The organism is Verticiella alkaliphila, from assembly GCF_018904615.1.
Taxonomy (GTDB): domain Bacteria; phylum Pseudomonadota; class Gammaproteobacteria; order Burkholderiales; family Burkholderiaceae_B; genus Verticiella; species Verticiella alkaliphila.
The window spans coordinates 179187-204021 of the sequence record NZ_JADCNH010000004.1 but is presented as its reverse complement, the minus strand read 5'-3'; the positions used below and the strand labels follow the sequence as shown (position 1 = coordinate 204021).

Genomic DNA, 24835 nt, shown 5'->3' with positions numbered 1-24835 from the left:
CCTCGTGATGCGGCATTGAAACACTAATATATTAGTATGTCAAAACGGCAGATCGGTACAATCGCGCCCAGTTCACCGAGCTTGTCATGCGTATTCAAGACGTCATTCCCCCGCTGCGCCTGGACCGGGCGCGGCACGCCGCACCGCAAGTCTTCGACACCTTGCGCGAACTCATCGTCGGTCTCGCGCTGCCGCCAGGCACGGTGCTGCCGCGCAACGAACTGGCCGAGCGCTTCGGGCTCAGCCAGACCCCCATTCGCGATGCGCTGATGCGACTGGAAGAAGAGGGGCTGGTCGACGTCTTCCCGCAGCACGCCACCCTGGTGAGCCGGATCAGTCTGGCGTCGGCACGCCAGGCGCACTTCCTGCGCCGCTCACTGGAGCTGGAGGTGGTGTATCTGCTGGCCAGCGCGCCCGACGCAGACCTGCTCGCACGCTTGCAGGGCCACATCGATCAACAAGCCAGGGAGCTGGCACGCGAGGACTTTTCCGCCTTCGTCGCGGCGGATCGGGCGTTTCATCACGCGATGCACGTGGCGGCCGGGGTGGAATCGCTCTGGCAACTGCAGCAGCGCACGAGCGGCCACGTGGATCGGTTGCGCCGGTTGCACGTGCCGGAAGCCGGCAAGGCCCAGCGCATCCTGAAAGATCACCAGGCCGTGCTTGCGGCCATCGCCGCAGGGGACCCGGCCGCCGCGCAGGCGCGGCTGCGCGAGCATCTGTCTGGCACGCTTGCGCAGGCCGAGGAGATCAGCCTGCGCTATCCCGACTACGTCATTCAGGACTGACCGGGGCGGGCGCCTCGGGCGAGCGATCCTGGAACACCGTGGTGTAAGTGGAGTAGAAGCTGCAGTACAGCACGGCAGCGAAAGCGAAGTTCAACGGCATCTGTACGAAGCCCGCAAACTGCGGCGACAGGCCGATGACCTGTAAGCCCATCGAGATCACTTCCAGCACGAGTAGCGCGGCGGCCCACACGAGCCCGTAGAGGACGAAGGCGCCCTTGTTGCGCCAGCAGGCGATGCCCGAGAAGAACAAGGCTTTCTTCAGCCCCATGTCATGCCAGGCGATGAGGGCCGGCGCATGCCAGAAGAGGGCGGCAATGATCAGATAGAAGATGCCGAAGAGGATAAGCGGCGCCTGCATGGCCTGCGAGAGCGCGGCGAGGCCCGCCATGCCCGCATCGGGGTCGATGCCGCGCACGACCTCGGCAATCCCGCCCATGAAGGGCAGGAACGCCAGCACGCCCGCGCCGAACACGGCCGACACGTAGACGCCGCCCGCGAGCAACAGCATGCGCATCTTGCCCGAGCGGCGCACGTCGCCCACCACGCGCCAGGGCTGCACGGTCTGGCCCACCTCGATCAGCCGGCAGGATTGCAGGGTGACCACGGTGATCGTGGGCATGACGATGATGAAGAGCACAGGGCCGACCGGCACGAGCATGCTCGCCACCAGCACGAGCAGCCCGATCATCAGCGCCCACGAGAACATCGGCACGGGTTGGCGGCGAAAGAGCGCGTAGCCATCACGCACCCACTGCACACCCGCCAGGGGTGAGAGCGACAAAGCCTGCATGCCGCCTCCTCAGTATTGGCCGGCGAGCGTGATCCCGGGCGCCTCGCGGCGCAGGCGCAGGATGCGCTCGAAGTGCGTGGGATCGTGCGGCTTGAGCGTCTCGGCTTCACGCGGGCGATAGAAGTCGTACAGGCGCGAGATCCAGAAGCGCAGGGCCGCGGCGCGCAACATCATCGGCCAGGCGCGATGCTCGGCCTCGGTGTAGGCGCGTTCGGCACCGTAGGCCTCGAGCCAGGCCTGGGCAAGCTCAGGCACGAGCACGCCGGTCTCGCGCACGATGCACCAGTCGTTCACGGCCACGGCCACGTCGAAAAGCCACGCGTCACAGCCTGCAAAGTAGAAGTCGATGACGCCACCCATCACCGGATCTTCCGAGGTGCCGGCAAAGAGCACGTTGTCCCGGAAGAGATCACAGTGGGCGGGGCCCCGCTCCAGCTCGGCATAATCCGCGCTTTGTGCGAAGGCGATCTGCGCGGCGATCTCGTCCGTGAGCAGCGTGGCCTGGGCGTCCGTGAGGAACGGCATCACCTGCGGCGCCGTCTCCTGCCACCAGGCAAGGCCGCGCAGGTTGGGCTGCGCCATCGGGAAGTCGCGCGCCCCGAGGTGAGTGCGGGCCTGCGTGCGTGCAGCGATGCGGCAGTGCGCCGCGCCCGGCGCGGGCTCGTAGCCGCCTGCCAGACGCGAGACGATGGCCGTGGGCTTGCCGTGCAGTTCGGTGATGCGCCCGCCCGCGCGCAGCGATTGCGGCGAGGGCACCGCCACGCCCTTGGCGGCCAGGTGATGCATCAGCTCGATGTAGAACGGCAGCTGCGCCATCGAGAGTTTCTCGAACAGCGTGAGCACGTACTCGCCGCGCGTCGTGTTCAGGAAATAGTTGGTGTTCTCGATGCCCGCGGTGATGCCGCGCAGCGAGACGAACTCGCCCAGGTCATAGCGGGTGAGCAGCGCGCGTGCGTCGTCGAGGGAAACAGAAGTGAAAACGGCCATGGGGTCGGTAGGGTTACAGCGACACGAGTTGCGTGTCCTGAGCGTTCTGGGCAAAGCCGTCGTGCTGGTAGAAGTCGAAGATCGCGTCGACCACCTGCTGCGGATCGTCGATCACCTGCATCAGGTTGATGTCGTCCGGATTGATGAGGCGCGCGGTCTGCAGTTGCTCGCGGATCCAGTCGAGCAGGCCGCGCCAGTAGTCGCTGCCCACGAGGATGATCGGCATCTTGCGGCTCTTGCCGGTCTGGATGAGCGTCAAGGCCTCGAAGAGCTCGTCGAGCGTGCCGAAGCCGCCCGGCATCACCACATATGCCGACGTGAACTTCATGAACGCGACCTTGCGCGGAAAGAAGTGCCGGAAGTAGAGGCTGATGTTCTGGTACGGATTGCCGGATTGCTCGTGCGGGATCTCGATGTTCAGGCCGACGCTCGGGCTCGGGCCCGCATGCGCGCCCTTGTTGCAGGCTTCCATCAAGCCCGGGCCGCCACCGGAGATCACCGAGAAGCCGGCTTCGGACAGCAAGCGGCCAATGGTTTCGGTCTTTTCGTAATACGGCGTGCCCGGCTTGATGCGCGCGCTGCCGAAAAGGCTGACAGCCGGGCGCACCTGGGCGAGCTTTTCAGAGGCCTCGAAGAACTCTGACATAATCCCCAGCAAGTGCCACGACTCGCGGGCCTTCACGGCATTGGCCCGATCCTCGTCGACGATGTCTCTCAGGCCCGGCACGCGCAGCGTGTTCTTCGTATCGATGCGCTGCTGCCGCCCTGCGTCGCGCGGGGTATGCGCAGCCTGCGCTCCCGTTGCCGCGCCCGCGGGCTGGTCACCGCCCGAATCCGTTTGCTGAAGTGTTTCCATATGAAAAAGACCCTGTTGCTGGTGGATGGTTCCAGCTATCTGTACCGCGCCTATCACGCCATGCCTGACATGCGCAACGCGGCTGGAGAACCCACCGGTGCGCTGTACGGCGTCATCAACATGATGCGGCGGCTGGCGCAAGATCATAAGGCAGACTGGATGGCGTGCGTCTTCGATGCCCGCGGCGCCACGTTCAGAGATGAACTGTACCCTGAATACAAGGCCAACCGGGCCGCGATGCCCGACGATCTCGCCTTGCAGATCGAGCCCATCCACCGCGCGATTCGCGCCCTGGGCTGGCCCGTGCTCGTCGTGGACGGCGTCGAAGCCGACGACGTCATCGGCACGCTGTCCGTGCAGGCCACCGCGGCCGGCGCCCGTACCGTGGTGTCCACGGGCGACAAGGATCTTGCCCAGCTCGTGAACGACGACGTCACGCTCATCAACACCATGTCTGGCGACGTGATGGACGTGGCCGGCGTGAACGCCAAATTCGGCGTGCCGCCCGAGCGCATCATCGATTACCTCATGCTGGTGGGCGACACGGTCGACAACATCCCCGGCGTGGAGAAGGTGGGCCCCAAGACAGCCGCCAAGTGGCTGGGGCAGTACGGCAGCATCGAAGACGTCATCGCGCATGCCGACGAGATCAAGGGCGTGGCCGGCGCCAACCTGCGCGAAGCGATCCCGCGCTTCGGGCTTTCGCGCGAGCTCATCACCGTCAAGACCGACTGCGATCTGCGCGCCGACGTGCCGGATCTGTCGTCCCTCGCGCAAAAGCCGCAGGACAACGCCACCCTGACCGAGATCTACGAGCGCTTCGGCTTTCGCAGCTGGCTGCGCGATCTGTCCGGCGATCCGGACCGCATCCCCACGGGCGACGCGCGCGTGCGCGTGGCTGCGGCGGCGCGCGACGAGGCCGCCGGCCAGCCCGTGGCCCCGGCGGCGGCGTCCGACAGCTTCGATTACCGCACGATCTCCGATTGGGACGGCTTCGACGCCTGGATGGCCCGCGTCACCGAGGCGCCGCTCGTGGCGCTCGATACCGAGACCACGGGTGGGCTCGGGGCCATGCAGTGCCGTCTGGTCGGCATCTCCATGGCCGTGGCGCCGGGTGAGGCCGTGTACATCCCGCTCGCCCATCGCCACCCGGATCTGGACCCGGGGGCCCAGCTGCCGATGGACGAGGTGCTGGCCCGCCTGAAGCCTTGGCTCGAAGACGCGAATCGCGCCAAGCTCCTGCATCACGCCAAGTTCGACACGCATGCCTTCGCCAACAGTGGCATCGCGCTGCGCGGCGTGGCCCACGACACCATGCTCCAGGCCTACGTGCTCGAGTCCCACCGCGGCGTGTCGCTGCAGGATCTCGCGCAGCGTTGGCTGGGTCGCACGGGTGTCACCTACGAATCCCTGTGCGGCAAGGGCGCCAAGCAGATCGGCTTCGATGAGGTCGCCATCGATCAGGCCGGCCCGTATGCCTGCGAGGATGCGGACTTCACCCTGCAACTGCACCACGTGCTGCTGCCGCAGGTGGAAGCCGACGAAGGCCTGAAGGCCACCTATGCGCTGGAGATCGCCGTGTCGCCCGTGCTGGCGGTGATCGAGCGCAACGGCGTGGACATCGATCCGGCCGAGCTCGCGCGGCAGAGCCAGGCGCTCGGCCAGCAGATGCTGTCGCTGGAGCAACGCGCCTACGACATCGCGGGCCAGCCCTTCAACCTCAATTCGCCCAAGCAGCTGGGCGAGATCCTGTTCACGCGCCTGGGCATCCCGGTGGTGCGCAAGACAGCCAGCGGCGCGCCCTCCACGGACGAGGACGTGCTGACCAAGCTCGCGCAGGATTACCCGCTGCCGCAGGTGCTGCTCGAATACCGGGGCGTGGCCAAGCTCAAGTCCACCTACACGGACAAGCTGCCGCGCATGATCCACCCGGCCACCGGGCGCGTGCACACGTCGTATGCGCAGGCCGCCGTCATCACCGGCCGGCTGGCCTCCAGCGAGCCGAACCTGCAGAACATCCCCGTGCGCACGGCCGAAGGCCGGCGCGTGCGGGCGGCCTTCATCGCGGCGCCGGGCTCGCGCATCGTGTCGGCGGATTACTCGCAGATCGAGCTGCGCGTCATGGCCCACGTGGCCGATGACGCCAAGCTGCAGGCGGCGTTTGCCGAGGGCGACGACGTGCACCGGGCCACGGCGGCCGAGGTGTTCGGCGTGGCCCCGGAGGCTGTCACGAGCGACCAGCGCCGCGCGGCCAAGGCTATCAACTTCGGCCTCATGTACGGCATGAGCGCGTTCGGGCTGGCGGCCAACCTCGGCATCACGCGCGACGCCGCCCAGCTCTACATCGACCGCTACTTCGCACGCTATCCCGGCGTGGCGCAGTACATGGAAGAGACCCGGCAGCGCGCGCGGGACGATGGCTTCGTGTCCACCGTGTTCGGCCGACGCCTGTGGCTGCCGGAGATCCGGGGCGGCAGCGGTCCGCGCCGCGCCGCCGCCGAGCGTGCGGCCATCAACGCGCCCATGCAGGGCACGGCCGCCGATCTCATCAAGCTCGCCATGGTGGCCGTGCAGGATTGGCTGGAAGCCGAGCGCCTGGGGGCGCGCCAGGTCATGCAGGTCCACGATGAACTCGTGCTCGAAGTGCCCGAGGCCGAAGTCGAGTTGGTGCGCGAGCGGCTGCCGGCGCTGATGTGCGGCGTGGCGTCCCTGCGGGTGCCGCTCGTGGCCGAAACGGGCGTGGGCGCGAACTGGGGCGAGGCGCACTGAGGTTTCGCCAGGCGGACGGGCAGGCGGGGCGGCGTTGCCGCGAGCCCGCCACCACCCGTGCATAATGCATCTTTGCGTCGGCCCCGCCGCTGGGGGGTGCCGACGCCATCCCGGAGATCTGTGCATGGCCAATTCCCCCGCCGCTGGCGCCCCCGTTGCCACCACCATCCACACGAACGAGGACGGCCTGCGCGCCGGCTGGGTGAACGTGCCCGTGAGCGGCGCGGACCTGCCCGTGTACGTGGCCCAGCCGCTACAGGTGACGAGCCCGCCGCTCATCCTGGTGGTGCAGGAAATCTTCGGCGTGCACGACCACATCCAGGACGTGTGCCGCCGCCTGGCCCATGCGGGCTACATGGCGATCGCCCCGCAGTGCTACTTCCGCCAGGGCGACGCGAGCCAGTACCACGACATTCCCACGCTCTTTGCGGAGATCGTCAATCACGTGCCGGATGCGCAGGCCATGGCCGATCTGGACGCCACCGTGGCGTGGGCCGGCACGCAGGGTGCCGATCTGAAGCGCGTGGGCATCACGGGCTTCTGCTGGGGCGGACGCGTCACCTGGCTTTACAGCGCGCATAGCGACACGATCCGTGCCGGCGTGGCCTGGTATGGCCGCCTGCAAGGCGACGTCACGGCCGAGCGCCCGCGTCATCCGGTCGATGTGACCGGCGAGATGAAGGCGCCCGTGCTGGCGCTCTACGGCGGGCAGGACACCGGTATTCCCATGACGCAGGTGAGCGCCATGCAAAGCGCGCTGGCCACGGGCAGCCCGGCCGCGCAGGCGTCCGTGTTTCATGTGTACCCCGACGCGCCGCATGCCTTCCTGGCCGATTACCGCGAGAGCTACCGCGAGGCCGACGCCCGCGACGGCTGGTCGCGCATGCTGGCCTGGTTCAGCGATCACCTGCGCTAAGGCGCCGCGCGTCCTTGCCGACGCGCATCGGTTTCATCGGTCGATGCCCGCATCGACCCACCGCCACGATCCGGGCGTCGACCCGGACGGGCCATCCGCGAGGAGACGACAAGCATGTACGAGGAGTTCATCGGGACGCAGCCGGTTCGCCAATCCCATCAGTTCGACGTGGCGGCGCTGGATGCCTGGCTGACGGCAAACGTGGCGGATTACGCCGGCCCGCTGGAAGTGACGCAGTTCAAGGGCGGGCAATCGAACCCGACGTACCGCCTGGTCACGCCCGGCCGCCGCTACGTGATGCGCAGCAAGCCCGGGCCGGTGAGCAAGCTGTTGCCCTCGGCGCACGCCATCGAACGCGAATACCGCCTGATGGCCGCGTTGCACGACACCGACGTGCCCGTACCGCGCATGTATGCCTTGTGCGAGGACGAGTCCGTGATCGGGCGCGCCTTCTACATCATGGAGTGCATGGAAGGGCGCGTGCTGTGGGATCAATCCCTGCCCGGCATGACGCCTGCCGAGCGCGGTGCCATCTACGACGAGATGAACCGCGTGATCGCGGCCCTGCACCAGGTGGACTACGCCGGCGTGGGCCTGGGCGACTATGGCCGCCCGGGCAGCTACTTCGAGCGGCAAATCTCGCGCTGGAGCAAGCAATACCGGGCCTCCGAGACGCAGTCCATCCCCGAAATGGACAAGGTGATCGAATGGCTGCCGGGCAACATCCCGCCCGATGATGGCAGCACGAGCATCGTGCATGGCGACTACCGCCTGGACAACGTGATGTTCCATCCCACCGAGCCGCGCATCATCGCCGTGCTGGACTGGGAGCTCTCCACCATCGGCCATCCGCTTGCGGACTTCTGCTATCACCTCATGGCTTGGCACACGCCGGCGGACAAGTTCCGCGGCGTGGGAGGTCTGGATCTGCCCACACTCGGCATCCCGACGGCCGAGCAGTACGTGGCGCGCTACTGCGAGCGCACGGGCCGCGACGGCATTGCCAACCTGGATTTCTATCTGGCCTACAACATGTTCCGCATCGCGGGCATCCTGCAAGGGATCGCCAAGCGCGTGCAGGATGGTACGGCGTCGAGCGATCGCGCCGCGGCATCGGCGCAAGGGGCCAGGCCGATGGCGGAACTGGCGTGGGCGTATGCGCAGCGGGCGGGCGCGCGGGGGTGAGGGCAATAGGCCGGTCGTCTGAGCGCACGGCCGGCGTAGCGCCGGTCAGCGTGCACGAGGCGATTGCCTAGTTCGTGAGGGCCCAGGAATCGCAGCAGGCGACGCGGCCGCCTGCCGTCACCCCGGCGCCCGCAGCGTGCGCCACACCGACAGCAGCCCCGCGCCGACGATGCAGGCCATGCCGATGACGGCGATGCGATCCGGCGTGTCGCCCCACAGTAGAAAGCCCAGTATCGACGCAAAGATGATGATGCTGTACTGAAGCGCGGCCGAGAGCAGCGGGGCGCCGTGGCCAAAGGCGCGCGTCATGGCGAGCTGCCCGAGCAGGCCCGTGGTGCCCACGGCGATGAGCGCCGCCCAACCGCCCGGCGTCGGGTTATGCCATTCCGTGAGTGCCAGGGCGAGCGCACCCGTGAGGCACACCGCCATCGAGAAGTACAGCACGATGCGCCAGGTGGCTTCGCCCCGATGGCTCAACGAACGCACCTGCAGCTGGGCAGCCGCGCCGGACGCCCCGGCTGCCAGGCCCGCTAGCGCCGGCAGCCATTGGTCGTCACCGAGCGTGGGCCGCAACACGGCCAGCACCCCCAGGAAGCCCATGACCACGGCGATCAGCCGGATGCGATCACCGCGTGCGCCACCCCATCCCAGCATCCAGCCGGCGATGAAGAGGGGCGAGGTGTAGTTGAGCGTGACGGCGGTGGCGAGCGGCAGCAGCGACAGGGCCACGAAGCCCATCCACATCGAGGTCACGCCCGCGACGTTGCGCCAGATGTGGCCTTTCCAGGCCACCGGCCGGATCGACAGATTCGCCATGCGCGCCCAGATGAGCAGCATGACCACCGACGGAATGCCGCGCATGAGCACGATGAGCCCAAGGCTCGCGTTCATGTCGGACGCCAGTTTCACGCAGGTTCCCATCAACGAGAACATGAACGTGGCCACCAGCATCCAGAGCGCTTGCATCGCGACAGCATCGAAAAATCGGTATGCTCGACATCATAACGCGGCCGCAGGCATTCGGTTTTTTCACCCCGCCTGGCCGCGCCGATTTCGCCGCAAGGCGGCAATCCATTCGAGAGAGACAGCCATGCCAGACCATGTATTCGACGAGGCTATGCGCCTGACACGCCTGGAGGGCGGCGAGCAAGGCTCGACCTGGCAGGGCGGCACGCACCCCGCGTACTGGAACATGGTCGGGCCGTTCGGCGGCTACACCGCAGCGATTTTGATGCAGGCCTTGATGACGGACCCCGTCCGCCAGGGCACACCCGTGTCCCTGTCCGTCACGTACGCGGCGCCGATCCGCGAGGGCGCCTACACCGTGCAGACGCGATTGGTGAGCGCTACGCGCTCCACGCAGCACTGGTCCGTGCAGCTGGTGCAGGGCGAGACCGTGGCCGTCAACGCCATCGCGCTGCTCGCGCAACGCCGGCCTGTGTGGGGCACGCGAGACATCGCCATGCCGGACGTGCCGCCCGCGGCGTCACTGCCCCGGCTGGAGCTCGACCCCAAACGCCCGGCCTGGGTTCAGCGCTATGCCTTCTTCCCGCAGCGGGGCGGATTCGACGCCGTGGCGCGCGGCGAGCCCACCACGGACACCCGGACCGAACAATGGGTGCGCGACGAACCGCCGCGCCCGCTGGATTTCGCCGCGCTCGCCTCAATCTGCGATGTGTTCTTCCCACGCATCTTCCTGCACCGCGGCAGCTTCGTGCCGGCAGGCACCGTGGCCCTCACCATCCACTTCCATGCCGACGAAGCCGCACTGGCGGCCGTGGGCGAAACCCCCGTGCTGGCCGTGGCCAAGGGCGTCAACTACAGCGGCGGCTTCTTCGACCAGGAAGCGCACATCTGGGGCGCGGACGGCACGTTGCTGGCCGCGTCGCAGCAGATGGTCTGGTACAAGGAGTAGGGGTAGCGAGCGAGGCTCGCGAAAGCCGCAGCACCGGTGCGCGGCGTGTCAGCCGCGCCGCCAACGACGTCGCAGGCTGATGCCAAGGCCACAGCCTGCATAATCTCGGCGACCCTGGCCGCGCAGGGTCAAAGGGCTGCTGTCAGTTACGCCCCGAGTTCGCCGCGCACGATCGCCGCACCCGCGCTCAATGCCTGCAGCTTCCCCCGTGCCACGTGGCGGGGCAGGGGCGCCATGCCGCAGTTGGTGCACGGATACAGCTTGTCCCCATCCACGAACTTCAGCGCCTTGCGCAGCGTGTTGGCCACTTCCTCCGGCGTCTCCACCGCATGGTTGGCTACGTCGATCGCGCCCACCATCACCTTCTTGCCACGGATCAGCTCGATCAAGTCGATCGGCACATGCGAGTTGTGGCATTCCAGCGAGACGATGTCGATGTTGGAGGCCTGCAGCTTGGGGAAGGATTCCTCGTACTGGCGCCATTCGGAGCCCAGCGTCTGCTTCCAGTCGGTGTTGGCCTTGATGCCGTAGCCGTAGCAGATGTGCACGGCCGTCTCGCACTTCAGGCCCTCGATGGCACGCTCCAGCGTAGCCACGCCCCAGTCGTTCACTTCGTCGAAGAACACGTTGAAGGCCGGCTCATCGAACTGGATGATGTCTACGCCCGCGGCTTCCAGCTCGCGCGCTTCCTGATTGAGGATGGTGGCGAACTCCCAGGCGAGCTTCTCGCGGCTCTTGTAGTGCGCGTCATAGAGCGTGTCGATCATCGTCATCGGGCCGGGCAGCGCCCACTTGATCGGCTGCTTCGTCTGCGCACGCAGGAACTTGGCATCCTCCACGAACACCGGCTTCTGGCGGCTCACGGCGCTCACCACCGTGGGCACGCTCGCGTCATAGCGATCCCGGATGCGTACCGTCTCGCGCTTGTTGAAATCCACGCCATCCAGATGCTCGATGAATGTGGTGACAAAGTGCTGACGCGTCTGCTCGCCATCGCTCACGATGTCGATGCCCGCGTGCTGCTGCTCCTGCAGCGACAGGCGCAGCGCATCCTGCTTGCCTTCGCGCAGGGCGTCGTCCTGCAGCTTCCAGGGCGACCAGAGCTTTTCCGGCTCGGCGAGCCAGGAGGGTTTGGGCAGGGAGCCGGCGGTCGAGGTGGGCAATACGGTATGGACGGTCATGACGATCTTGGGTGAGGTGAATCAAATGGCGTGACGGGCAGCCCATTGCTCAAGCACGTGCTTGTAGGGCTTGATGAAGTGTTCTTCGGCGTACTTGCCTTGCTTGACCGCCAGCTGGCTGCGCTCCTCGCGGTCATACACGATCTGCGTGAGCGAGTAATCCTGATGCTTCAGGCTGGGCTGATAGACCTTGCCGGCGGCAGAGTTCGCGTTGTAGATCTCGGGCCGATAGATGCGCTGGAAGGCTTCCATGGTGGCGATGGTGCCCACCAGCTCCAGGTTCGTGTAATCGCCCAGCAGATCCCCGATGAAGTAGAACGCCAGCGGCGCGACGCTGTTGGGCGGCATGAAGTAGCGCACCCGCATGCCCATCTTCTCGAAGTACTGGTCCGTGGAAGAGAGCTCGCTCTGCTGATACTCCACGCCCAGGATCGGATGGTGATTGTCCGTGCGAAGGTAGGTCTTGCTGGTGGATGCGCTGATGCAGATCACCGGCAGCTTGCTGAACTGCTGCTGGTAGGCCGCCGACCGGATGAAGTGCTGGAACAGCCGGCCATGCAGCTCGCCGAAGTCCGCCGGCAGGCTGAAGGTGGCGGCGTCCTGATTGTGCGCCGGCAGCACCACGCTGAAGTCGTAGTCACGCACGTAGGACGAGAAGTTGTTCCCGACGATGCCGTCGATGCGCTCGCCTGTGTGCTGGTCGATGATCGTGGGCTTGAGCATCTCGATCAGCGGAAAAGCCGCGTCACTGGCACCCGCCGCCACCTGCATCTCCACCGAGATGATGTCGATCTCCACCGCATAGCGGTCACCCTTCGGGTTGTCCCAATGCGCGAGGCTGTTGAAGCGGTTGTCGATCATCCGCAGCGTCTTGCGCAGGTTCTCCTGGCGGCTCGCACCCCGGGCCAGATTGGCGAAGTTGGTCGTGATGCGCGTGCTGTCCGACGGGGCGTAGTTCTCGTCGAAGCGGATGCGCTGGATGCGGTAGGCGAAGTCTGGGGTCATGGCTGTCAGGGGTGGTGTCTTCGAGTTCTGGGAAAGTGGCTCAGATGCGTGTGGCAATGCAGTGGCTGGACCTCATGCCGCGAGCCTCGTCGTCGCGCGGACCGCTCGGCCATCGCGAGCCAACACCATGAATGGCAACGCCCGTTGCACCGCCAGGTCGGCGCGCGCGATCAGCGCCTCGTCCTGCACGCGGTAGTCCGCGAAGTCCTTGTCCGTCGCGTACACGCCGAGCGGCAGCGTCCAGGCCTGAAAGAAGCTGAAGAGCGGCCGCAGCTGATGATCGATCACCAGCGCATGACGCTCGCTGCCACCCGTCGCGGCCAGGAACACCGGCGTGTCGATCAACGCATCCTGGTGAATGAAATCGAAGAAGTGCTTGAAGAGCCCGGTATAGGCGCCGCGATACACCGGCGTCGTCACCACCAGCACGTCCGCCTGCTCCACCGCCACCAGCTCACGCTCGATCGCACCGGGCAGCTGAGTGCGCCACACAGCGCCCGCCAGCTGCGGCGCAAGCTCACCCAACTCGATCAGATGCGTCTCGCAGGGCACGGCGTCCGCGATCCGCGAGAGCAAATGCGCCGCCAGGGCCGCCGCTTTGGACGGACGTTGCATGCCGCCGGAAACGGCCACCACGCGAAGGGAAGGGGTCATGTCTGCTGCCATCAAGAGGTCTCGGACGACGCCAGATCCACACCGCCTCCGACACCGCCATCACTGGGACCGAATGCTAAAGACCGCAGTCCATGAAGTAAAATGGTCTTATCTCATTAATCCATGAGCGAGGCTCATTGATATGCTCGAGCGCATCCACCTCAGCATCGTTCAACAGGTCGAAAAGCAAGGCTCACTGACTGCTGCCGCCGGCGTACTGCACCTCACCCAGTCGGCCCTGAGCCACAGCATGAAGAAGCTCGAGCAGCAGCTTGGCACCGACATCTGGCTACGCGAAGGCCGCAGCCTGCGTCTGACGCAGGCCGGCCAATACCTCTTGGCCGTAGCCAACCGCGTGTTGCCGCAGCTCGACCTCGCCGAAGAGCGCCTGGGCCAGTTCGCCCAAGGCGAGCGCGGCGCGCTGCGCATCGGCATGGAATGCCACCCGTGCTATCAGTGGCTGCTCAAGGTTGTGTCGCCGTACTTGGCCGCCTGGCCGGATGTGGACGTGGACGTCAAACAGAAATTCCAGTTTGGTGGGATCGGGGCGCTGTTTGGCTTTGAGATCGACCTGCTGGTCACGCCCGACCCGCTGTACAAGCCGGGGCTCACGTTTGAGCCCGTGTTCGACTACGAGCAGGTGCTGGTAGTGGCGAAAGGGCATCCGCTGGCGTCAGAGGCCTACGTGAAGGCTCAACAGCTAACGAAGGAAGTGCTGATCAGCTACCCCGTGGACATTGAGCGCCTAGATATCTACAACCAGTTCCTGCTGCCGGCAGGCGTGACGCCAAGACGTCACAAGGCCATCGAAACCACCGACATCATGCTGCAGATGGTGGCTAGCGGGCGGGGCGTGGCGGCGTTGCCGCGTTGGTTGGTGGAGGAGTATGCGGCGAGGATGGACGTCGTGCCGGTGCGGCTGGGTGAGCGTGGGGTGGCCAAGCAGATTTTTCTGGGAGCGCGGGAGGCGGATACGAAGATTGATTATGTGCGGGCGTTTATTGAGTTGGCCCGGGGGTTTGACGCCGTGGGCTAGGTTTGGATGGCGAGTGGTGGTGTGGCTGGCGGCTCGGCGCCTGAACCGCGGCAGCTTCGTGTGGGCATCGTCGGCCAGCGAGACGGCGCTCGCGCTGCAGACCGATCAATGGCAGGCGCTGGTGCTTGGGCTACCCTGGCGCCACGTGGGAAGCGCGATCGCGGTCCTGTAGATCGGCGCAATCGGGGATGCCGGCAATACCGGCGCCCCCGGCGTTCTGGCACACTGCCAGGCATGAGCAGCACCGACTCCCTGAGCGATCTGGATGCGCAGCAATTGCGCACGCTGGCAGCAAGCCTGATGGGCGAGCTGGCCGCGCGTGACGCGCGATTGACGCAACTCGATGCCCGGATCGTTACCAAGGATCGCGAACTGCACGTCAAGCAAACCCACATCGATCAGCTCACGCAGGAGCTGGCGTTCTACAAGCGCTGGCGCTTTGGCCGGCGCAGCGAGCAGATGAGCGCCGAGCAGGCGAGCCTGTTCGAGGAGATGATGGACGCGGACATGGCGGCCATCGAGGTGGAGATCGAGGCGCTGCGCACACCGGCCGCACAACCGACCGTGCCGTCGCAGCCGCGTCGTCTGCGCCTGCCGCCCGAGTTGCCACGCGTGCAGATCCGCCATGAGCCTGCGAACACCGTCTGTGCATGCGGCTGCGCGCTCAAGCGCATCGGCGAGGACGTGAGCGAGAAGCTCGACTACACGCCCGGTACCTTCACTGTCGAAGAGCACATCCGGGGCAAGTGGGTGTGCCAACATTGCGAGACGATCCAGCAGGCGCCCGTACCGGCCCAGGTCATCGACAAGGGCATGCCCACGGCCGGCCTGCTCGCGCAGGTGCTGGTGGCCAAGTACGCCGATCACCTGCCGCTGTATCGGCAGGAAGGCATCTTTGCGCGGGCGGGCCTGGCGCTGCCGCGCTCGACGCTGGCCGATGCACTACGCGCAGAAATCCTCGAGCGCACCGTGCTGCATGCCGACGAGACGCCGGTACAGATGCTCAAGCCCGGCACGGGCAAGACCCACCGGGCCTATCTCTGGGCATACACGCCCACGACCTACGACACGCTGCGCGCGGTAGTCTACGACTTCACGCCCGGGCGCACCGGCGAACATGCCCGGCAGTTCCTCGCCGACTGGCGCGGCAAGCTCGTGACCGACGACTATGTTGGGTACAAAGCGAGCTTCGCAGCCGGCGTGACCGAGCTGGGCTGCATGGCGCACGCCCGACGCAAGTTCCACGAACTGCATGCCAATCACCAGAGCCAGATCGCCGGTCAGGCGCTGGAGATGATCGGTGCGTTGTACGCCATCGAGCGCGAGGCGGCCGAGCTGGACGCCGATGAACGCCGGCATCTGCGTCAGGAGCGCGCCAGGCCGGTGGCCGAGACCTTGCATCGGTGGTTGCTGGCGCAGCGTGAGCGCGTACCCGACGGCTCGGGCACGGCCCGCGCCATCGACTACAGCCTGAAACGCTGGCCCGCGCTCACGCGCTACCTCGACGATGGCAATGCACCGATCGACAACAACTGGGTCGAGAACCAGATCCGGCCGTGGGCGATGGGCCACTCGAACTGGCTGTTCGCGGGCTCGCTGCGCGCAGGCCAGCGCGCGGCTGCCATCATGAGTCTGATCCAGTCCGCGCGGCTCAACGGGCACGACCCGTACGCGTATCTGAAGGATGTGCTCACGCGGCTGCCGACACAGAGGAATCATCAGATCGGGGAACTGCTGCCGCATCGGTGGACGCCGGCGGGCTGAACATCGCCGTCAAGGTGTGATTGCCGGGCGTTTACCCTGGTGCCGTGGAAGCCGGTGATCGAGCAGCGGCTAGGTCAGCAACTTGCTGCCACTGTACGCGGCGGTGGCGTGTCATGGGAGATTGGACGACAGAAAGGCATGTCCATCATCTGACGAGCAACCTGCTTCCGACGAGCCGAAACTGCGCCCACCCACGATCTGCATTCTCCCGCAATGGCGGGAGGCCAACTTAAGCGATGCGAGGCAGCGTTAGATCAAATTTAGTCGCTGTATCGTTGGACGTTGCCTGCACATGTCCACCATGAGCTTCGGCAATTGATTTGACGATGGCCAGCCCTAGCCCTGCACCTGCGTTCTTTCGTTGGCGGGCAGGATCTACTCGGAAAAATCGATCGAATAACTTCGGCAGATCAGCCTCCGAAATTTGCTCGCCCGGATTTTCGACACTTATCGTTGTCCATCGCTCATCTTGCGCCAAAGCGACTGTAATACGCGACCCATAGGGAGTATGACGGATTGCGTTGGAAAGAAGATTGTTGAGTGCCCGCAGCAACATCTCACGATCCGCCCGTATTGGTTCGGCGGCACCCTTTGCGTAAAGTGTGATGCTGCGGTCTTCAGCTAATGCCTCGAAGTAGTCAAACAAACCTCGGATCAACTCAGCCAAGTCGATTTCGCCGAGACGGAGATTTCGAGGGTCATTTTCCGTTTGAGCTAGAAACAACATGTCGCCGATCATGCGACTCATGCGATCAAACTCCTCCAAGTTGGAGTAGAGGATTTCCCGATATTCCTCTGCACGGCGGGGTTGCCCGAGCGCCACATGGGACTGCGTAATCAGGTTGGTAACGGGTGTACGCAACTCGTGCGCAATGTCGGCGGAAAAGTGCGACAGGCGGACAAACCCTTCCTCGATTCTGGCCAACATGTCGTTGAAGGCGACCACAAGTTCAGCCAGTTCTATAGGTACGTCCAGAGGATCAAGTCTCACATCCAGCTTTGAAGAACGGATCGTGCGAATCTCCTCGTTGACCTTGCGGATTGGAAGGTGGCCCCATTGCACGGCCAGCCAAGCCACACCGAGCGCAATGCAGAGAACAAGGCAGGTCGCCCACCAGAGCATGCGCTTGAACTCTGCCAAGAAATCGAGATGAAAGCCGATGTCCATGGCGGCGACGATGCGGTAGCCAGGTGCCGCCGAATCGTCGGCAGGCAGTTGTAACGCCACACCTCGATAAGACCTCTGATTCTCTTGCCACACCGTCAAATCGTCGGCGGTGATGCGGTTGACCAATTTTTTGCCGCTGGCAAGTTTCGACAGGTCAGGACCCGGCGTGGCATAGATGGTATTGCCCGACCGATCATAGACGCCATAGGTCATCCCATGATGTCCTGCCACTGCATTGGCTAAATGCTGCCGCAACTCATCTTTGTCCATGTCATTAGCGATCTGTCGCAACGGCTCTGCCAAGGCCGTGACCACTGCGTCAAGTTCATGGGCGTCCTGTTGGGCAAAGTGGTGCTCCAAGGATCTAACGACAACCCAGTTGAACGCTAGAAATACCAAGGTCGTGGCAATGCCAACCAGGGCCGTGACCCTCAATGCAAGCGACGCGGGACGGCTTCGCCGTGGCTTATGGCGCGAGGTCATCATCAGGCGCATCGAGCGTGTATCCCATGCCACGTACAGTGTGGATGAGCTTTGGATTGAAGGCATCGTCGATCTTTGCGCGCAGACGACGGATGGCCACATCAATGACGTTGCTGTCGCTGTCGAAATTCATGTCCCATACCTGAGACGCAATCAACGAACGCGGCAGAACTTCACCCTTTCGGCGTGCCAGCAGTTCGAGCAACGCGAACTCCTTGCTGGTGAGATTGATGCGCTGACCAGCGCGCGTTGCACGTCGGCGCGGCAAGTCCAGCACCAAATCGGCAACTTGGATGCGATCAGGCTGGCTCGGAGCGCTTCCGCGTCGCAGCAGCGTCCGCACCCGCGCCAGCAATTCCGAGAACGCGAACGGCTTGACGAGATAGTCGTCTGCCCCCAGTTCCAACCCCTTGACGCGGTCATCCACGCTGCCACGTGCGGTCAGAAATAGCACAGGGACCTGTTTGCCAGCATCTCGCAGCGAACGCACGATGCGCCAGCCATCGACATCCGGCAGCATGACATCCAAGACCACCAAATCGTAGGTCTCGCTCATGGCCAAGTGGTGTCCGTCCAATCCGTTGCGCGCCAGATCCACGACGAACCCCGCCTCCATGAGACCTTGGCGGACGTAATCCGCCGTCTTGTTCTCGTCTTCAACGACCAACAGCTTCATCGCATGCCCCATGAAATCGCTGCGGCGTAAGGAATTTTGCCGCCCACGATGCCCCATTCATTTGCTTCTTAGGGGCAATGTAATAGTCGCTTCCTGCCACGAAGATGACGCGACCATTACATGAATGTAATCCAAGGGTCATTCATCCGAAAGTGGTCACTCCATAGCATGACCTCCATGCGTCGAACCGTGCCGCCCAAGACCAAAGGCGGCTCTAAAGACGACTTTCAAGTTATCTATGGAGGATTTCAGGCCATGCCGCCTCGTTCGCCCTTTGTAATCGCGCCCCCACTGGGCCTGTCTCGTCGGCGTTTTGTTCAGGGGCTGGCCGCTGGCGGCGTCCTGGCCGGGTTGTCCACCCCGGCGCTCAGGGCATTTGCCCAGCAAGGCTCCGCGACGCGCGGTGCCGCTCCTGTTCTGAAGGGCACCGAGTTCGACTTGGTGATCGCCGAATCGCCCGTGAACTTCACTGGCAAGCCGGGCGTGGCCACGACCATCAACGGCTCGCTGCCGGCGCCGACCTTGCGTTGGCGAGAGGGCGACACCGTCACAATCCGTGTGACCAACAAGCTGCGTGAAGCCACATCCATCCACTGGCACGGGATCATCCTGCCGTATCAGATGGATGGCGTACCGGGCATCAGCTTCAATGGCATCGCTCCCGGCGAGACCTTCACGTACCGCTTCAAGGTTCAGCAGAGCGGCTCCTACTGGTACCACTCGCACTCCGGCTTCCAGGAACTCACGGGCATGTACGGGGCGATCATCATCGACCCCGCTGGCGCCGAGACCATCCGCGCCGACCGTGACCACGTGCTGCTGTTCTCGGATTGGACCGACGAAGACCCGATGCGGGTGTTCACCAAGCTCAAGTCCCAAAGCGACTACTACAACTACAACCAACCTACCGTCTTCGACTTCTTCCGGGACGCCTCGCGCGACGGCATGGCCGCTGCGATCGACAAGCGCAAGATGTGGAACGAGATGCGGATGAATCCGACGGATCTCGCCGATCTGTCTGCCGCCACGCTGACCTATCTGGCCAACGGCGTCACCCCCGCCGGCAATTGGACGGCGCTGTTCCGACCGGGTGAGCGCGTGCGGCTGCGCATGGTCAACGGTGCGGGCAACACCTTCTACGACGTACGCATTCCGGGACTGAAACTCACGGTGGTGCACGTCGATGGTGTTGACGTGGAGCCGGTGACGGTCGATGAGTTCCGATTCGGTCCTGGCGAAACCGTCGATGTGATCGTCCAGCCACGGGATGACGCTTACACGATCTTCGCCCAGGCGATGGACCGGACAGGCTACGCGCGTGCCACGCTGGCCGTGCGTGAAGGTCTTCAAGCGCCCGTACCTGCCCTCGATCCGGTCGAATGGCTGACCATGAACGACATGATGGGCGGCATGATGGGGGGCATGGACCACGGCGGGTCCGGCCAGGCCATGGAGATGACCGGGATGACGGGCATGACGGGCATGACGGGCATGACCGGGATGACCGGCATGGGCTCGGGTTCGATGTCCGGGATGGATCATGGGGCGATGGCTGGCATGAACCACGGCGCCATGAACCACGGTGGCATGGCGATGGATCACAGCCAGCACGCCGCGGCTGCGGGGGGACTGGCCGTGCCCAGCACCACTGCTCGCCACGCTCGCACCGAGTACGGTGCCAGCACGGACATGCGCGTTGACATGGCGCGCACCAACCTCGATGACCCCGGCATCGGACTGCGCAACAACGGTCGGCGCGTGTTGACTCTCGCGGATCTGCATACCCCGTCGGGGCCGCTGGACAAGAGAGGCCCTGGTCGGGAGGTCGAACTGCACCTCACGGGCAACATGGAACGCTACGCATGGTCCCTGGACGGACTGGAGTTCGGAAAGTCCACGCCGGTGCATTTCAAACACGGCGAACGGCTGCGGGTCATTCTGCACAACGACACCATGATGACCCATCCCATGCACCTGCACGGCATGTGGAGCGAGCTGGAAAGCCCCGACGGTCGCTTCCTTGCGCGCCGCCACACCCTGCCGGTGCAACCGGCACAACGCATCAGTTTCCTGGTGACAGCCGACGCGCTCGGCCGCTGGGCTTGGCACTGCCACCTGATGTTCCACATGGATGCCGGCATGTTCCGCGAAGTCGTGGTGTCTTGAACCCAGCGCACAAGGAAGACCAAGAATGTCCAAAGCACTCCCCACTCGCGCACTGGCCACGACGCTTCTGGCCCTGGTAAGCGTCGCCGCCCAGGCACAAGCACAGAACGACAATGCAGCGCACGGCCATGCCGACGCTCAAACGGCCGCGCCATCCACTCAGACCGTGACTCCAGCCGCCGACCCGCACGCAGGTCACACGGCGCCGGCGAGCGGCTCCACCGCAACCCCGGCCATGGATCACGGCAACATGCAGATGCAGGGCGGGTCGGCGCCTCCTGACGCCCGCGATCCACACGGCTACTCCAATGGCCTGACATTGGGATCGGGCGACTACGCCGTACCCGGTGTGCCGCGGCTGATGCTGGCCGACGAACACACGTTCTTCTCGTTGCGCGGCGAAACCCTGGAGCGCCGCTTCACGCGCAAAGGGGAAGATTCCACGGCCTACGACCTCCAGGCGTGGTATGGGACGACCTACAACAAGGCCGTCGTGAAGGCCGAAGGCGACATCGCCAAGGGAAAGCTCGAAGAATCGCGTACCGAGCTTCTCTGGGGGCACGCCGTCGCACCGTACTGGGACACCCAGCTCGGCGTTCGAGTGGATAACGGAGAAGGCCCGAGCCGTCAATGGTTGGCTTTCGGCATCCAGGGCCTTGCCCCCTACTGGTTCGAGCTGGAGGCGACGGGCTACGTGGGAAGTGGCGGGCGTACTGCGCTGCGTGTCGAAGGAAGCTACGAACTGCTGCTGACCCAGCGACTGATTCTGGAGCCTCGTGCCGAATTGCAGTTCTATGGCAAGGACGACCCGGAACGAGGTATCGGCAAGGGCCTGGCCGAAGCGTCTGCTGGCTTGCGCCTGCGCTATGAATTCAGTCGCCAGTTCGCCCCTTACATCGGCGTGGAACGGGCGGGCAGCTTCGGACGCACAGCGGACTATGTGCGCGCCGAAGGCGGCCGCACGCAGCAGACGCGCTGGGTGGCTGGCGTGCGATTCTGGTTCTAGGACTTTCCGGGTTTGAGCAACTGATGAGAGGCAATCCATGAACATGCACAACGACAGAAACCAGGGCAAGATGCCGAGACGGCAAGCATTGATCGCTGGCTTGTTGGTGATGGCACTCGCAGGGCCAAGCCTGGCGCAGAGCCGACCGATCGCCAAGGTGTGGAAGGACCCGAGCTGCGGATGCTGCAAGGACTGGGTCTCACACCTGCAAGGCGCAGGCTTCGATGTGCAGGTTATTGACACCGGGAACACGGCAGCGCGCACGCGGCTGGGCATCCCGCAGAAGTACGGTTCGTGCCACACGGCGCAGATCGGCGGCTATGCCATCGAGGGTCATGTGCCTGCCTCGGACATTCAACGCTTGCTGCGCGAAGCCCCACAGGCCATCGGCCTCGCGGCGCCGGGCATGCCGGTCGGTTCGCCCGGCATGGATGGTCCGGCCTATGGTGGACGCAAGGACGCCTACGACGTGCTACTGATCGGGAAAAACGGTAGTAGCACGGTCTATCAGTCGCATCGCTGACCATCCATCAACCCTTCTCCGTGGAGATATGCCATGCAGCATCAGCACACACAGACCCCCAGCGATCGTCCCCGGGTCTGGCGATCGCGCTACGGCGTGGCGTTCCTCATCATCGCCGCTGTCGCCGCGTATTTCCTGCTCAAGGAGCACACGGCACATGTTGCCGGCTATCTCCCCTTCCTGCTGCTGGCGGCTTGTCCGCTGATGCACCTGTTCATGCACCGTGGTCACGGCCACGGCGAACACGATCATGCCGCACGTCAGGGTGAGGAAGGTGCCGCAGCCTCCAAGGAGCAGAAGCAATGAGTCGAGGCACTCGCACCGTGCGAGAACGCGACGCCGCGCTTGTCTCCTTGCGCGTCTGCGGCCTGCTGCGATCACCAGACACCAACGGTTAACGGCGAAGGGGCACTTGTCACTATGAATTCACCCAGCAAGTCTTCAGGACATGAGCACGCAGGCATGGCGGCGGGTGCCACAACGTCCGGCCCGCACACGCACCACCATCACGCCAGCCATGCTGGCAGTGGCGACGCGGGCGGGTCCTCAAGCCACTCGCAGCCCGATGCCGCGACGCGCGATCCGGTGTGTGGCATGACGGTCACGGCAGCGTCGGAGCACCGCTCCACGCACCTGGGGAACACGTACTTGTTTTGCAGCACCGGATGCAAGGGCAAATTCGACGCCGATCCGGCGCGATATGCGGGCGGAGGCGCGAGCACAGCCACAGGCAGCGGCCATGCCCCGCATCACCACGCCAGCACGGTGGTGCCACCGGCCCAGGCGTCAACGCCAGCCGCACCCGGAACGATCTACACCTGCCCGATGCACCCGGAGATCCGCCAGGATCATCCGGGAACCTGCCCCAAGTGCGGGATGACGCTGGAGCCTCTGCTGCCCGACCTCGACGACGACAACCCGGAGTTGCGTGACTTCTCACGTCGCTTCTGGTGGACCCTGCCGTTGACGCTCGTGGTCCTGGCGCTGGCGATGCTGGGTGAGCGGCTGCACCTGATGGACATGGCCACGCAGAGCTGGGTCGAGCTGGTGCTGTCGTTTCCGATCGTGCTGTGGGCCGGCTGGCCCTTCTTCTCCCGCGGCTGGCTGTCCGTGGTCAACCGCAGCCCGAACATGTGGACGCTGATCGGCCTGGGAACTGGTGCGGCATTCATCTATAGCGTCGTGGCGACCGTTGCGCCGGAAGTGTTTCCAGCATCCTTCATGTCCATGGGACGGGTCGGCGTGTATTTCGAGGCCGCCGCCGTCATCATCTCGCTGACACTGCTCGGCCAGGTGCTGGAACTCAAGGCCCGCTCCCAGACTTCGGCGGCCATCAAGTCGCTGCTGGGGCTGGCGCCCAAGACCGCGCGGCGCATCAATGCGGACGGCAGCGAGGAAGACGTGCCGCTCAGCCATGTGCACGTCGGCGACCTGCTGCGCATCCGACCCGGCGAGAAGGTGCCGGTGGATGGCATCGTGCACGAGGGCAGCAGCTCGATTGACGAATCCATGCTGACCGGCGAGCCGCTGCCCGTCAGCAAGCGCGTGGGCGACAAGGTCATTGGGGCCACACTCAACACCAGTGGCGCGCTGGTCATGCGTTCGGAGCGGATCGGCTCGGACACCGTTCTGTCGCAGATCGTGCAGATGGTCGCCCAGGCGCAGCGTTCCAAGGCGCCGATGCAACGCATGGCCGATGTCGTTGCCGGCTACTTCGTGATGGCCGTCGTCGCCATTGCGGTCACGACGCTCTTTGTCTGGGGATTCTTCGGGCCGCAGCCCACCTGGGTCTATGGACTCATCAATGCGGTGGCCGTCCTGATCATCGCCTGCCCGTGCGCGCTGGGTCTGGCCACGCCGATGTCGATCATGGTCGCAACGGGCCGTGGCGCCACGCAGGGGGTGCTGTTCCGCGACGCCGCAGCGATCGAGAATCTTCGCAAGGTCGATACCCTCGTCATCGACAAGACGGGAACCCTGACCGAAGGTCGGCCTGCTTTCGACCAGGTCGTCGCAGCACCCGGTTTCACGAACGACGAGGTGCTGCGTCTTGCAGCCAGCCTGGACCAGGGCAGTGAACACCCCCTGGCCGACGCCATCGTGCAGGCCGCGCGTGCCCAGGGCCTCCAACTCGTGAAGCCTCAGACCTTTGAATCGGGAACGGGCATCGGTGTGCGCGGGAAAGTTGAGCACCGGCAACTGGCGTTGGGCAATACGGTGCTGATGGAGCAGTCTGGCGTGTCGGTTGAGCCGCTCGTACCCCAGGCAGAAGCCCTGCGCGGCGAAGGGGCCAGCGTCATGTACCTGGCTGTGGACGGGCAGCTCGCGGGCTTGCTCGCCGTATCCGATCCGGTCAAGGGCAGTACCCCCGAGGCCCTGGCCGCGTTGAAGGCTGCGGGCCTGCGGGTCATCATGGCCACCGGGGACGGGCAGACCACCGCCAAAGCCGTCGGTGCACGCCTGGGCATCGACGAGGTGCATGGTGAAGTCAAGCCGGCGGACAAGCTCATGTTGATCGAGCGTTTGCAGAGAGAGGGCCGCATCGTCGCCATGGCCGGAGACGGTATCAACGACGCGCCGGCCTTGGCAAAGGCAGACGTGGGCATCGCCATGGGAACGGGAACCGACGTGGCGATGAACAGCGCGCAGGTCACGCTGGTCAAGGGCGACCTGCGTGGCATCGCTGTCGCTCGCACGCTCTCGGTGAGTACCGTGCGCAACATGAAGCAGAACCTCATGTTCGCCTTCCTCTACAACGCGCTGGGCATTCCCATCGCCGCCGGGGTTCTCTATCCCCTGACGGGCTGGCTGCTGTCGCCGCTGATCGCCGCATTGGCGATGAGCCTGAGTTCGGCGTCGGTCGTTGGCAACGCATTGCGCCTGAGAGCGAGCCGACTGTGACCGGATCTTCTGTCTGAACCTACAGGAGCCTGCTATCGCCCAGCGAACCGTCTTTTTCGTTCCAAG

At 64.9% G+C, this 24835-nt stretch carries 22 protein-coding genes and 1 pseudogene; 14 read left to right on the top strand and 9 right to left on the bottom strand.

All coding sequences use genetic code 11. The features are described 5' to 3' along the window. Positions 1-86: 86 nt before the first annotated feature. Positions 87-788 carry a GntR family transcriptional regulator gene (locus IMZ29_RS05020; protein WP_216181331.1) on the top strand — a complete coding sequence of 234 codons (702 nt, stop codon included), beginning with the start codon at positions 87-89 and terminating at the stop codon, positions 786-788. Here IMZ29_RS05020 and IMZ29_RS05015 read toward each other — a convergent pair. The 3 genes from IMZ29_RS05015 to IMZ29_RS05005 are packed head-to-tail and all read right to left on the bottom strand — an operon-like array spanning position 775 to position 3421. Then, on the bottom strand, positions 775-1578 hold the full coding sequence (locus IMZ29_RS05015) for a BPSS1780 family membrane protein (RefSeq protein ID WP_216181328.1): 804 nt from the start codon (positions 1576-1578) through the stop codon (positions 775-777). The genes IMZ29_RS05020 and IMZ29_RS05015 overlap by 14 nt on opposite strands. Positions 1579-1587: 9 nt before the next feature. Beyond that, complete coding sequence (locus IMZ29_RS05010; protein WP_216181325.1) at positions 1588-2565, bottom strand: homoserine kinase; 978 nt, start codon at positions 2563-2565, stop codon at positions 1588-1590. Between the two features lie 13 nt (positions 2566-2578). Further along, positions 2579-3421: an LOG family protein gene (locus IMZ29_RS05005; protein ID WP_216181322.1), complete on the bottom strand. Its 843-nt coding sequence runs from the start codon at positions 3419-3421 to the stop codon at positions 2579-2581. Here IMZ29_RS05005 and polA point away from each other — a divergent pair, their 5' ends adjacent. From polA to IMZ29_RS04990, 3 genes are all read left to right on the top strand, one after another. Next, a complete protein-coding gene (gene polA / locus IMZ29_RS05000; protein ID WP_216181319.1) occupies positions 3422-6190 on the top strand; it encodes a DNA polymerase I in 2769 nt (922 codons plus the stop codon). It abuts the gene before it with no gap. 124 nt (positions 6191-6314) lie between these two features. Continuing rightward, positions 6315-7106 (top strand): dienelactone hydrolase family protein, encoded by a 792-nt coding sequence (locus tag IMZ29_RS04995; RefSeq protein ID WP_253206839.1) that lies wholly within the window; start codon positions 6315-6317, stop codon positions 7104-7106. Positions 7107-7220: 114 nt separating this feature from the next. Beyond that, positions 7221-8291: a phosphotransferase family protein gene (locus IMZ29_RS04990; protein ID WP_216181315.1), complete on the top strand. Its 1071-nt coding sequence runs from the start codon at positions 7221-7223 to the stop codon at positions 8289-8291. A gap of 117 nt (positions 8292-8408) precedes the next feature. Here IMZ29_RS04990 and IMZ29_RS04985 read toward each other — a convergent pair whose 3' ends face one another. Then, positions 8409-9257 (bottom strand): DMT family transporter, encoded by an 849-nt coding sequence (locus tag IMZ29_RS04985; RefSeq protein WP_216181314.1) that lies wholly within the window; start codon positions 9255-9257, stop codon positions 8409-8411. Positions 9258-9381: 124 nt separating this feature from the next. Between IMZ29_RS04985 and IMZ29_RS04980 the strand changes: the two genes are divergently transcribed. Beyond that, entirely contained in the window at positions 9382-10206 is an 825-nt protein-coding gene (locus tag IMZ29_RS04980; RefSeq protein ID WP_216181313.1) for an acyl-CoA thioesterase, read from the top strand. A 146-nt stretch (positions 10207-10352) separates the two neighbouring features. Here IMZ29_RS04980 and IMZ29_RS04975 read toward each other — a convergent pair whose 3' ends face one another. The 3 genes from IMZ29_RS04975 to msuE form a co-directional block, all read right to left on the bottom strand. Further along, positions 10353-11387: a methionine synthase gene (locus IMZ29_RS04975; RefSeq protein WP_216181312.1), complete on the bottom strand. Its 1035-nt coding sequence runs from the start codon at positions 11385-11387 to the stop codon at positions 10353-10355. A 21-nt stretch (positions 11388-11408) separates the two neighbouring features. Continuing rightward, on the bottom strand, positions 11409-12392 hold the full coding sequence (locus tag IMZ29_RS04970; protein ID WP_216181310.1) for a DUF1852 domain-containing protein: 984 nt from the start codon (positions 12390-12392) through the stop codon (positions 11409-11411). A gap of 72 nt (positions 12393-12464) precedes the next feature. Beyond that, positions 12465-13046 (bottom strand): FMN reductase, encoded by a 582-nt coding sequence (msuE, locus tag IMZ29_RS04965; RefSeq protein WP_216181308.1) that lies wholly within the window; start codon positions 13044-13046, stop codon positions 12465-12467. A 142-nt stretch (positions 13047-13188) separates the two neighbouring features. Here msuE and IMZ29_RS04960 point away from each other — a divergent pair, with 142 nt between their 5' ends. From IMZ29_RS04960 to IMZ29_RS04945, 4 genes and pseudogenes are all read left to right on the top strand, one after another. Continuing rightward, entirely contained in the window at positions 13189-14082 is an 894-nt protein-coding gene (locus IMZ29_RS04960; RefSeq protein ID WP_216181305.1) for a LysR family transcriptional regulator, read from the top strand. A 13-nt stretch (positions 14083-14095) separates the two neighbouring features. Beyond that, complete coding sequence (gene tnpB, locus IMZ29_RS04955; protein ID WP_216181302.1) at positions 14096-14254, top strand: IS66 family insertion sequence element accessory protein TnpB; 159 nt, start codon at positions 14096-14098, stop codon at positions 14252-14254. A gap of 62 nt (positions 14255-14316) precedes the next feature. After that, a complete protein-coding gene (gene tnpC / locus IMZ29_RS04950; RefSeq protein ID WP_216181299.1) occupies positions 14317-15846 on the top strand; it encodes an IS66 family transposase in 1530 nt (509 codons plus the stop codon). A gap of 18 nt (positions 15847-15864) precedes the next feature. Next, positions 15865-15999: pseudogene (locus tag IMZ29_RS04945) on the top strand (DUF3363 domain-containing protein); the annotation flags it as partial. A gap of 76 nt (positions 16000-16075) precedes the next feature. Here the strand turns inward: IMZ29_RS04945 and IMZ29_RS04940 are convergent. Together IMZ29_RS04940 and IMZ29_RS04935 are read right to left on the bottom strand one after the other, a co-directional pair. Next, positions 16076-17497 carry a heavy metal sensor histidine kinase gene (locus tag IMZ29_RS04940; protein WP_443083793.1) on the bottom strand — a complete coding sequence of 474 codons (1422 nt, stop codon included), beginning with the start codon at positions 17495-17497 and terminating at the stop codon, positions 16076-16078. Continuing rightward, positions 17481-18173: a heavy metal response regulator transcription factor gene (locus IMZ29_RS04935; protein ID WP_152967997.1), complete on the bottom strand. Its 693-nt coding sequence runs from the start codon at positions 18171-18173 to the stop codon at positions 17481-17483. The genes IMZ29_RS04940 and IMZ29_RS04935 overlap by 17 nt, the downstream gene beginning before the upstream one ends. A gap of 255 nt (positions 18174-18428) precedes the next feature. Here IMZ29_RS04935 and IMZ29_RS04930 point away from each other — a divergent pair, with 255 nt between their 5' ends. The 5 genes from IMZ29_RS04930 to IMZ29_RS04910 all read left to right on the top strand — a co-directional run bounded on the left by IMZ29_RS04930 (position 18429) and on the right by IMZ29_RS04910 (position 24769). Beyond that, a complete protein-coding gene (locus IMZ29_RS04930) occupies positions 18429-20339 on the top strand; it encodes a copper resistance system multicopper oxidase (RefSeq protein WP_216181293.1) in 1911 nt (636 codons plus the stop codon). A 25-nt stretch (positions 20340-20364) separates the two neighbouring features. Beyond that, a complete protein-coding gene (locus IMZ29_RS04925) occupies positions 20365-21345 on the top strand; it encodes a copper resistance protein B (protein ID WP_216181290.1) in 981 nt (326 codons plus the stop codon). A 37-nt stretch (positions 21346-21382) separates the two neighbouring features. After that, a complete protein-coding gene (locus IMZ29_RS04920; protein WP_216181287.1) occupies positions 21383-21868 on the top strand; it encodes a DUF411 domain-containing protein in 486 nt (161 codons plus the stop codon). A gap of 33 nt (positions 21869-21901) precedes the next feature. Then, complete coding sequence (locus tag IMZ29_RS04915) at positions 21902-22174, top strand: DUF2933 domain-containing protein (RefSeq protein WP_216181284.1); 273 nt, start codon at positions 21902-21904, stop codon at positions 22172-22174. Positions 22175-22288: 114 nt separating this feature from the next. After that, positions 22289-24769, top strand: coding sequence for a heavy metal translocating P-type ATPase (locus IMZ29_RS04910; protein ID WP_216181282.1), 2481 nt, complete (start codon positions 22289-22291; stop codon positions 24767-24769). Positions 24770-24835 lie beyond the last annotated feature (66 nt).

Coding starts and splice junctions, on each gene's coding strand:
- IMZ29_RS05020 (WP_216181331.1), top strand. CDS start 87: ATGCGTATTCAAGACGTCATTCCCCCGCTGCGCCTGGACCGGGCGCGG.
- IMZ29_RS05015 (WP_216181328.1), bottom strand. CDS start 1,578: ATGCAGGCTTTGTCGCTCTCACCCCTGGCGGGTGTGCAGTGGGTGCGT.
- IMZ29_RS05010 (WP_216181325.1), bottom strand. CDS start 2,565: ATGGCCGTTTTCACTTCTGTTTCCCTCGACGACGCACGCGCGCTGCTC.
- IMZ29_RS05005 (WP_216181322.1), bottom strand. CDS start 3,421: ATGGAAACACTTCAGCAAACGGATTCGGGCGGTGACCAGCCCGCGGGC.
- polA (WP_216181319.1), top strand. CDS start 3,422: ATGAAAAAGACCCTGTTGCTGGTGGATGGTTCCAGCTATCTGTACCGC.
- IMZ29_RS04995 (WP_253206839.1), top strand. CDS start 6,315: ATGGCCAATTCCCCCGCCGCTGGCGCCCCCGTTGCCACCACCATCCAC.
- IMZ29_RS04990 (WP_216181315.1), top strand. CDS start 7,221: ATGTACGAGGAGTTCATCGGGACGCAGCCGGTTCGCCAATCCCATCAG.
- IMZ29_RS04985 (WP_216181314.1), bottom strand. CDS start 9,257: ATGCAAGCGCTCTGGATGCTGGTGGCCACGTTCATGTTCTCGTTGATG.
- IMZ29_RS04980 (WP_216181313.1), top strand. CDS start 9,382: ATGCCAGACCATGTATTCGACGAGGCTATGCGCCTGACACGCCTGGAG.
- IMZ29_RS04975 (WP_216181312.1), bottom strand. CDS start 11,387: ATGACCGTCCATACCGTATTGCCCACCTCGACCGCCGGCTCCCTGCCC.
- IMZ29_RS04970 (WP_216181310.1), bottom strand. CDS start 12,392: ATGACCCCAGACTTCGCCTACCGCATCCAGCGCATCCGCTTCGACGAG.
- msuE (WP_216181308.1), bottom strand. CDS start 13,046: ATGACCCCTTCCCTTCGCGTGGTGGCCGTTTCCGGCGGCATGCAACGT.
- IMZ29_RS04960 (WP_216181305.1), top strand. CDS start 13,189: ATGCTCGAGCGCATCCACCTCAGCATCGTTCAACAGGTCGAAAAGCAA.
- tnpC (WP_216181299.1), top strand. CDS start 14,317: ATGAGCAGCACCGACTCCCTGAGCGATCTGGATGCGCAGCAATTGCGC.
- IMZ29_RS04940 (WP_443083793.1), bottom strand. CDS start 17,497: ATGACCTCGCGCCATAAGCCACGGCGAAGCCGTCCCGCGTCGCTTGCA.
- IMZ29_RS04935 (WP_152967997.1), bottom strand. CDS start 18,173: ATGAAGCTGTTGGTCGTTGAAGACGAGAACAAGACGGCGGATTACGTC.
- IMZ29_RS04930 (WP_216181293.1), top strand. CDS start 18,429: ATGCCGCCTCGTTCGCCCTTTGTAATCGCGCCCCCACTGGGCCTGTCT.
- IMZ29_RS04925 (WP_216181290.1), top strand. CDS start 20,365: ATGTCCAAAGCACTCCCCACTCGCGCACTGGCCACGACGCTTCTGGCC.
- IMZ29_RS04920 (WP_216181287.1), top strand. CDS start 21,383: ATGAACATGCACAACGACAGAAACCAGGGCAAGATGCCGAGACGGCAA.
- IMZ29_RS04915 (WP_216181284.1), top strand. CDS start 21,902: ATGCAGCATCAGCACACACAGACCCCCAGCGATCGTCCCCGGGTCTGG.
- IMZ29_RS04910 (WP_216181282.1), top strand. CDS start 22,289: ATGAATTCACCCAGCAAGTCTTCAGGACATGAGCACGCAGGCATGGCG.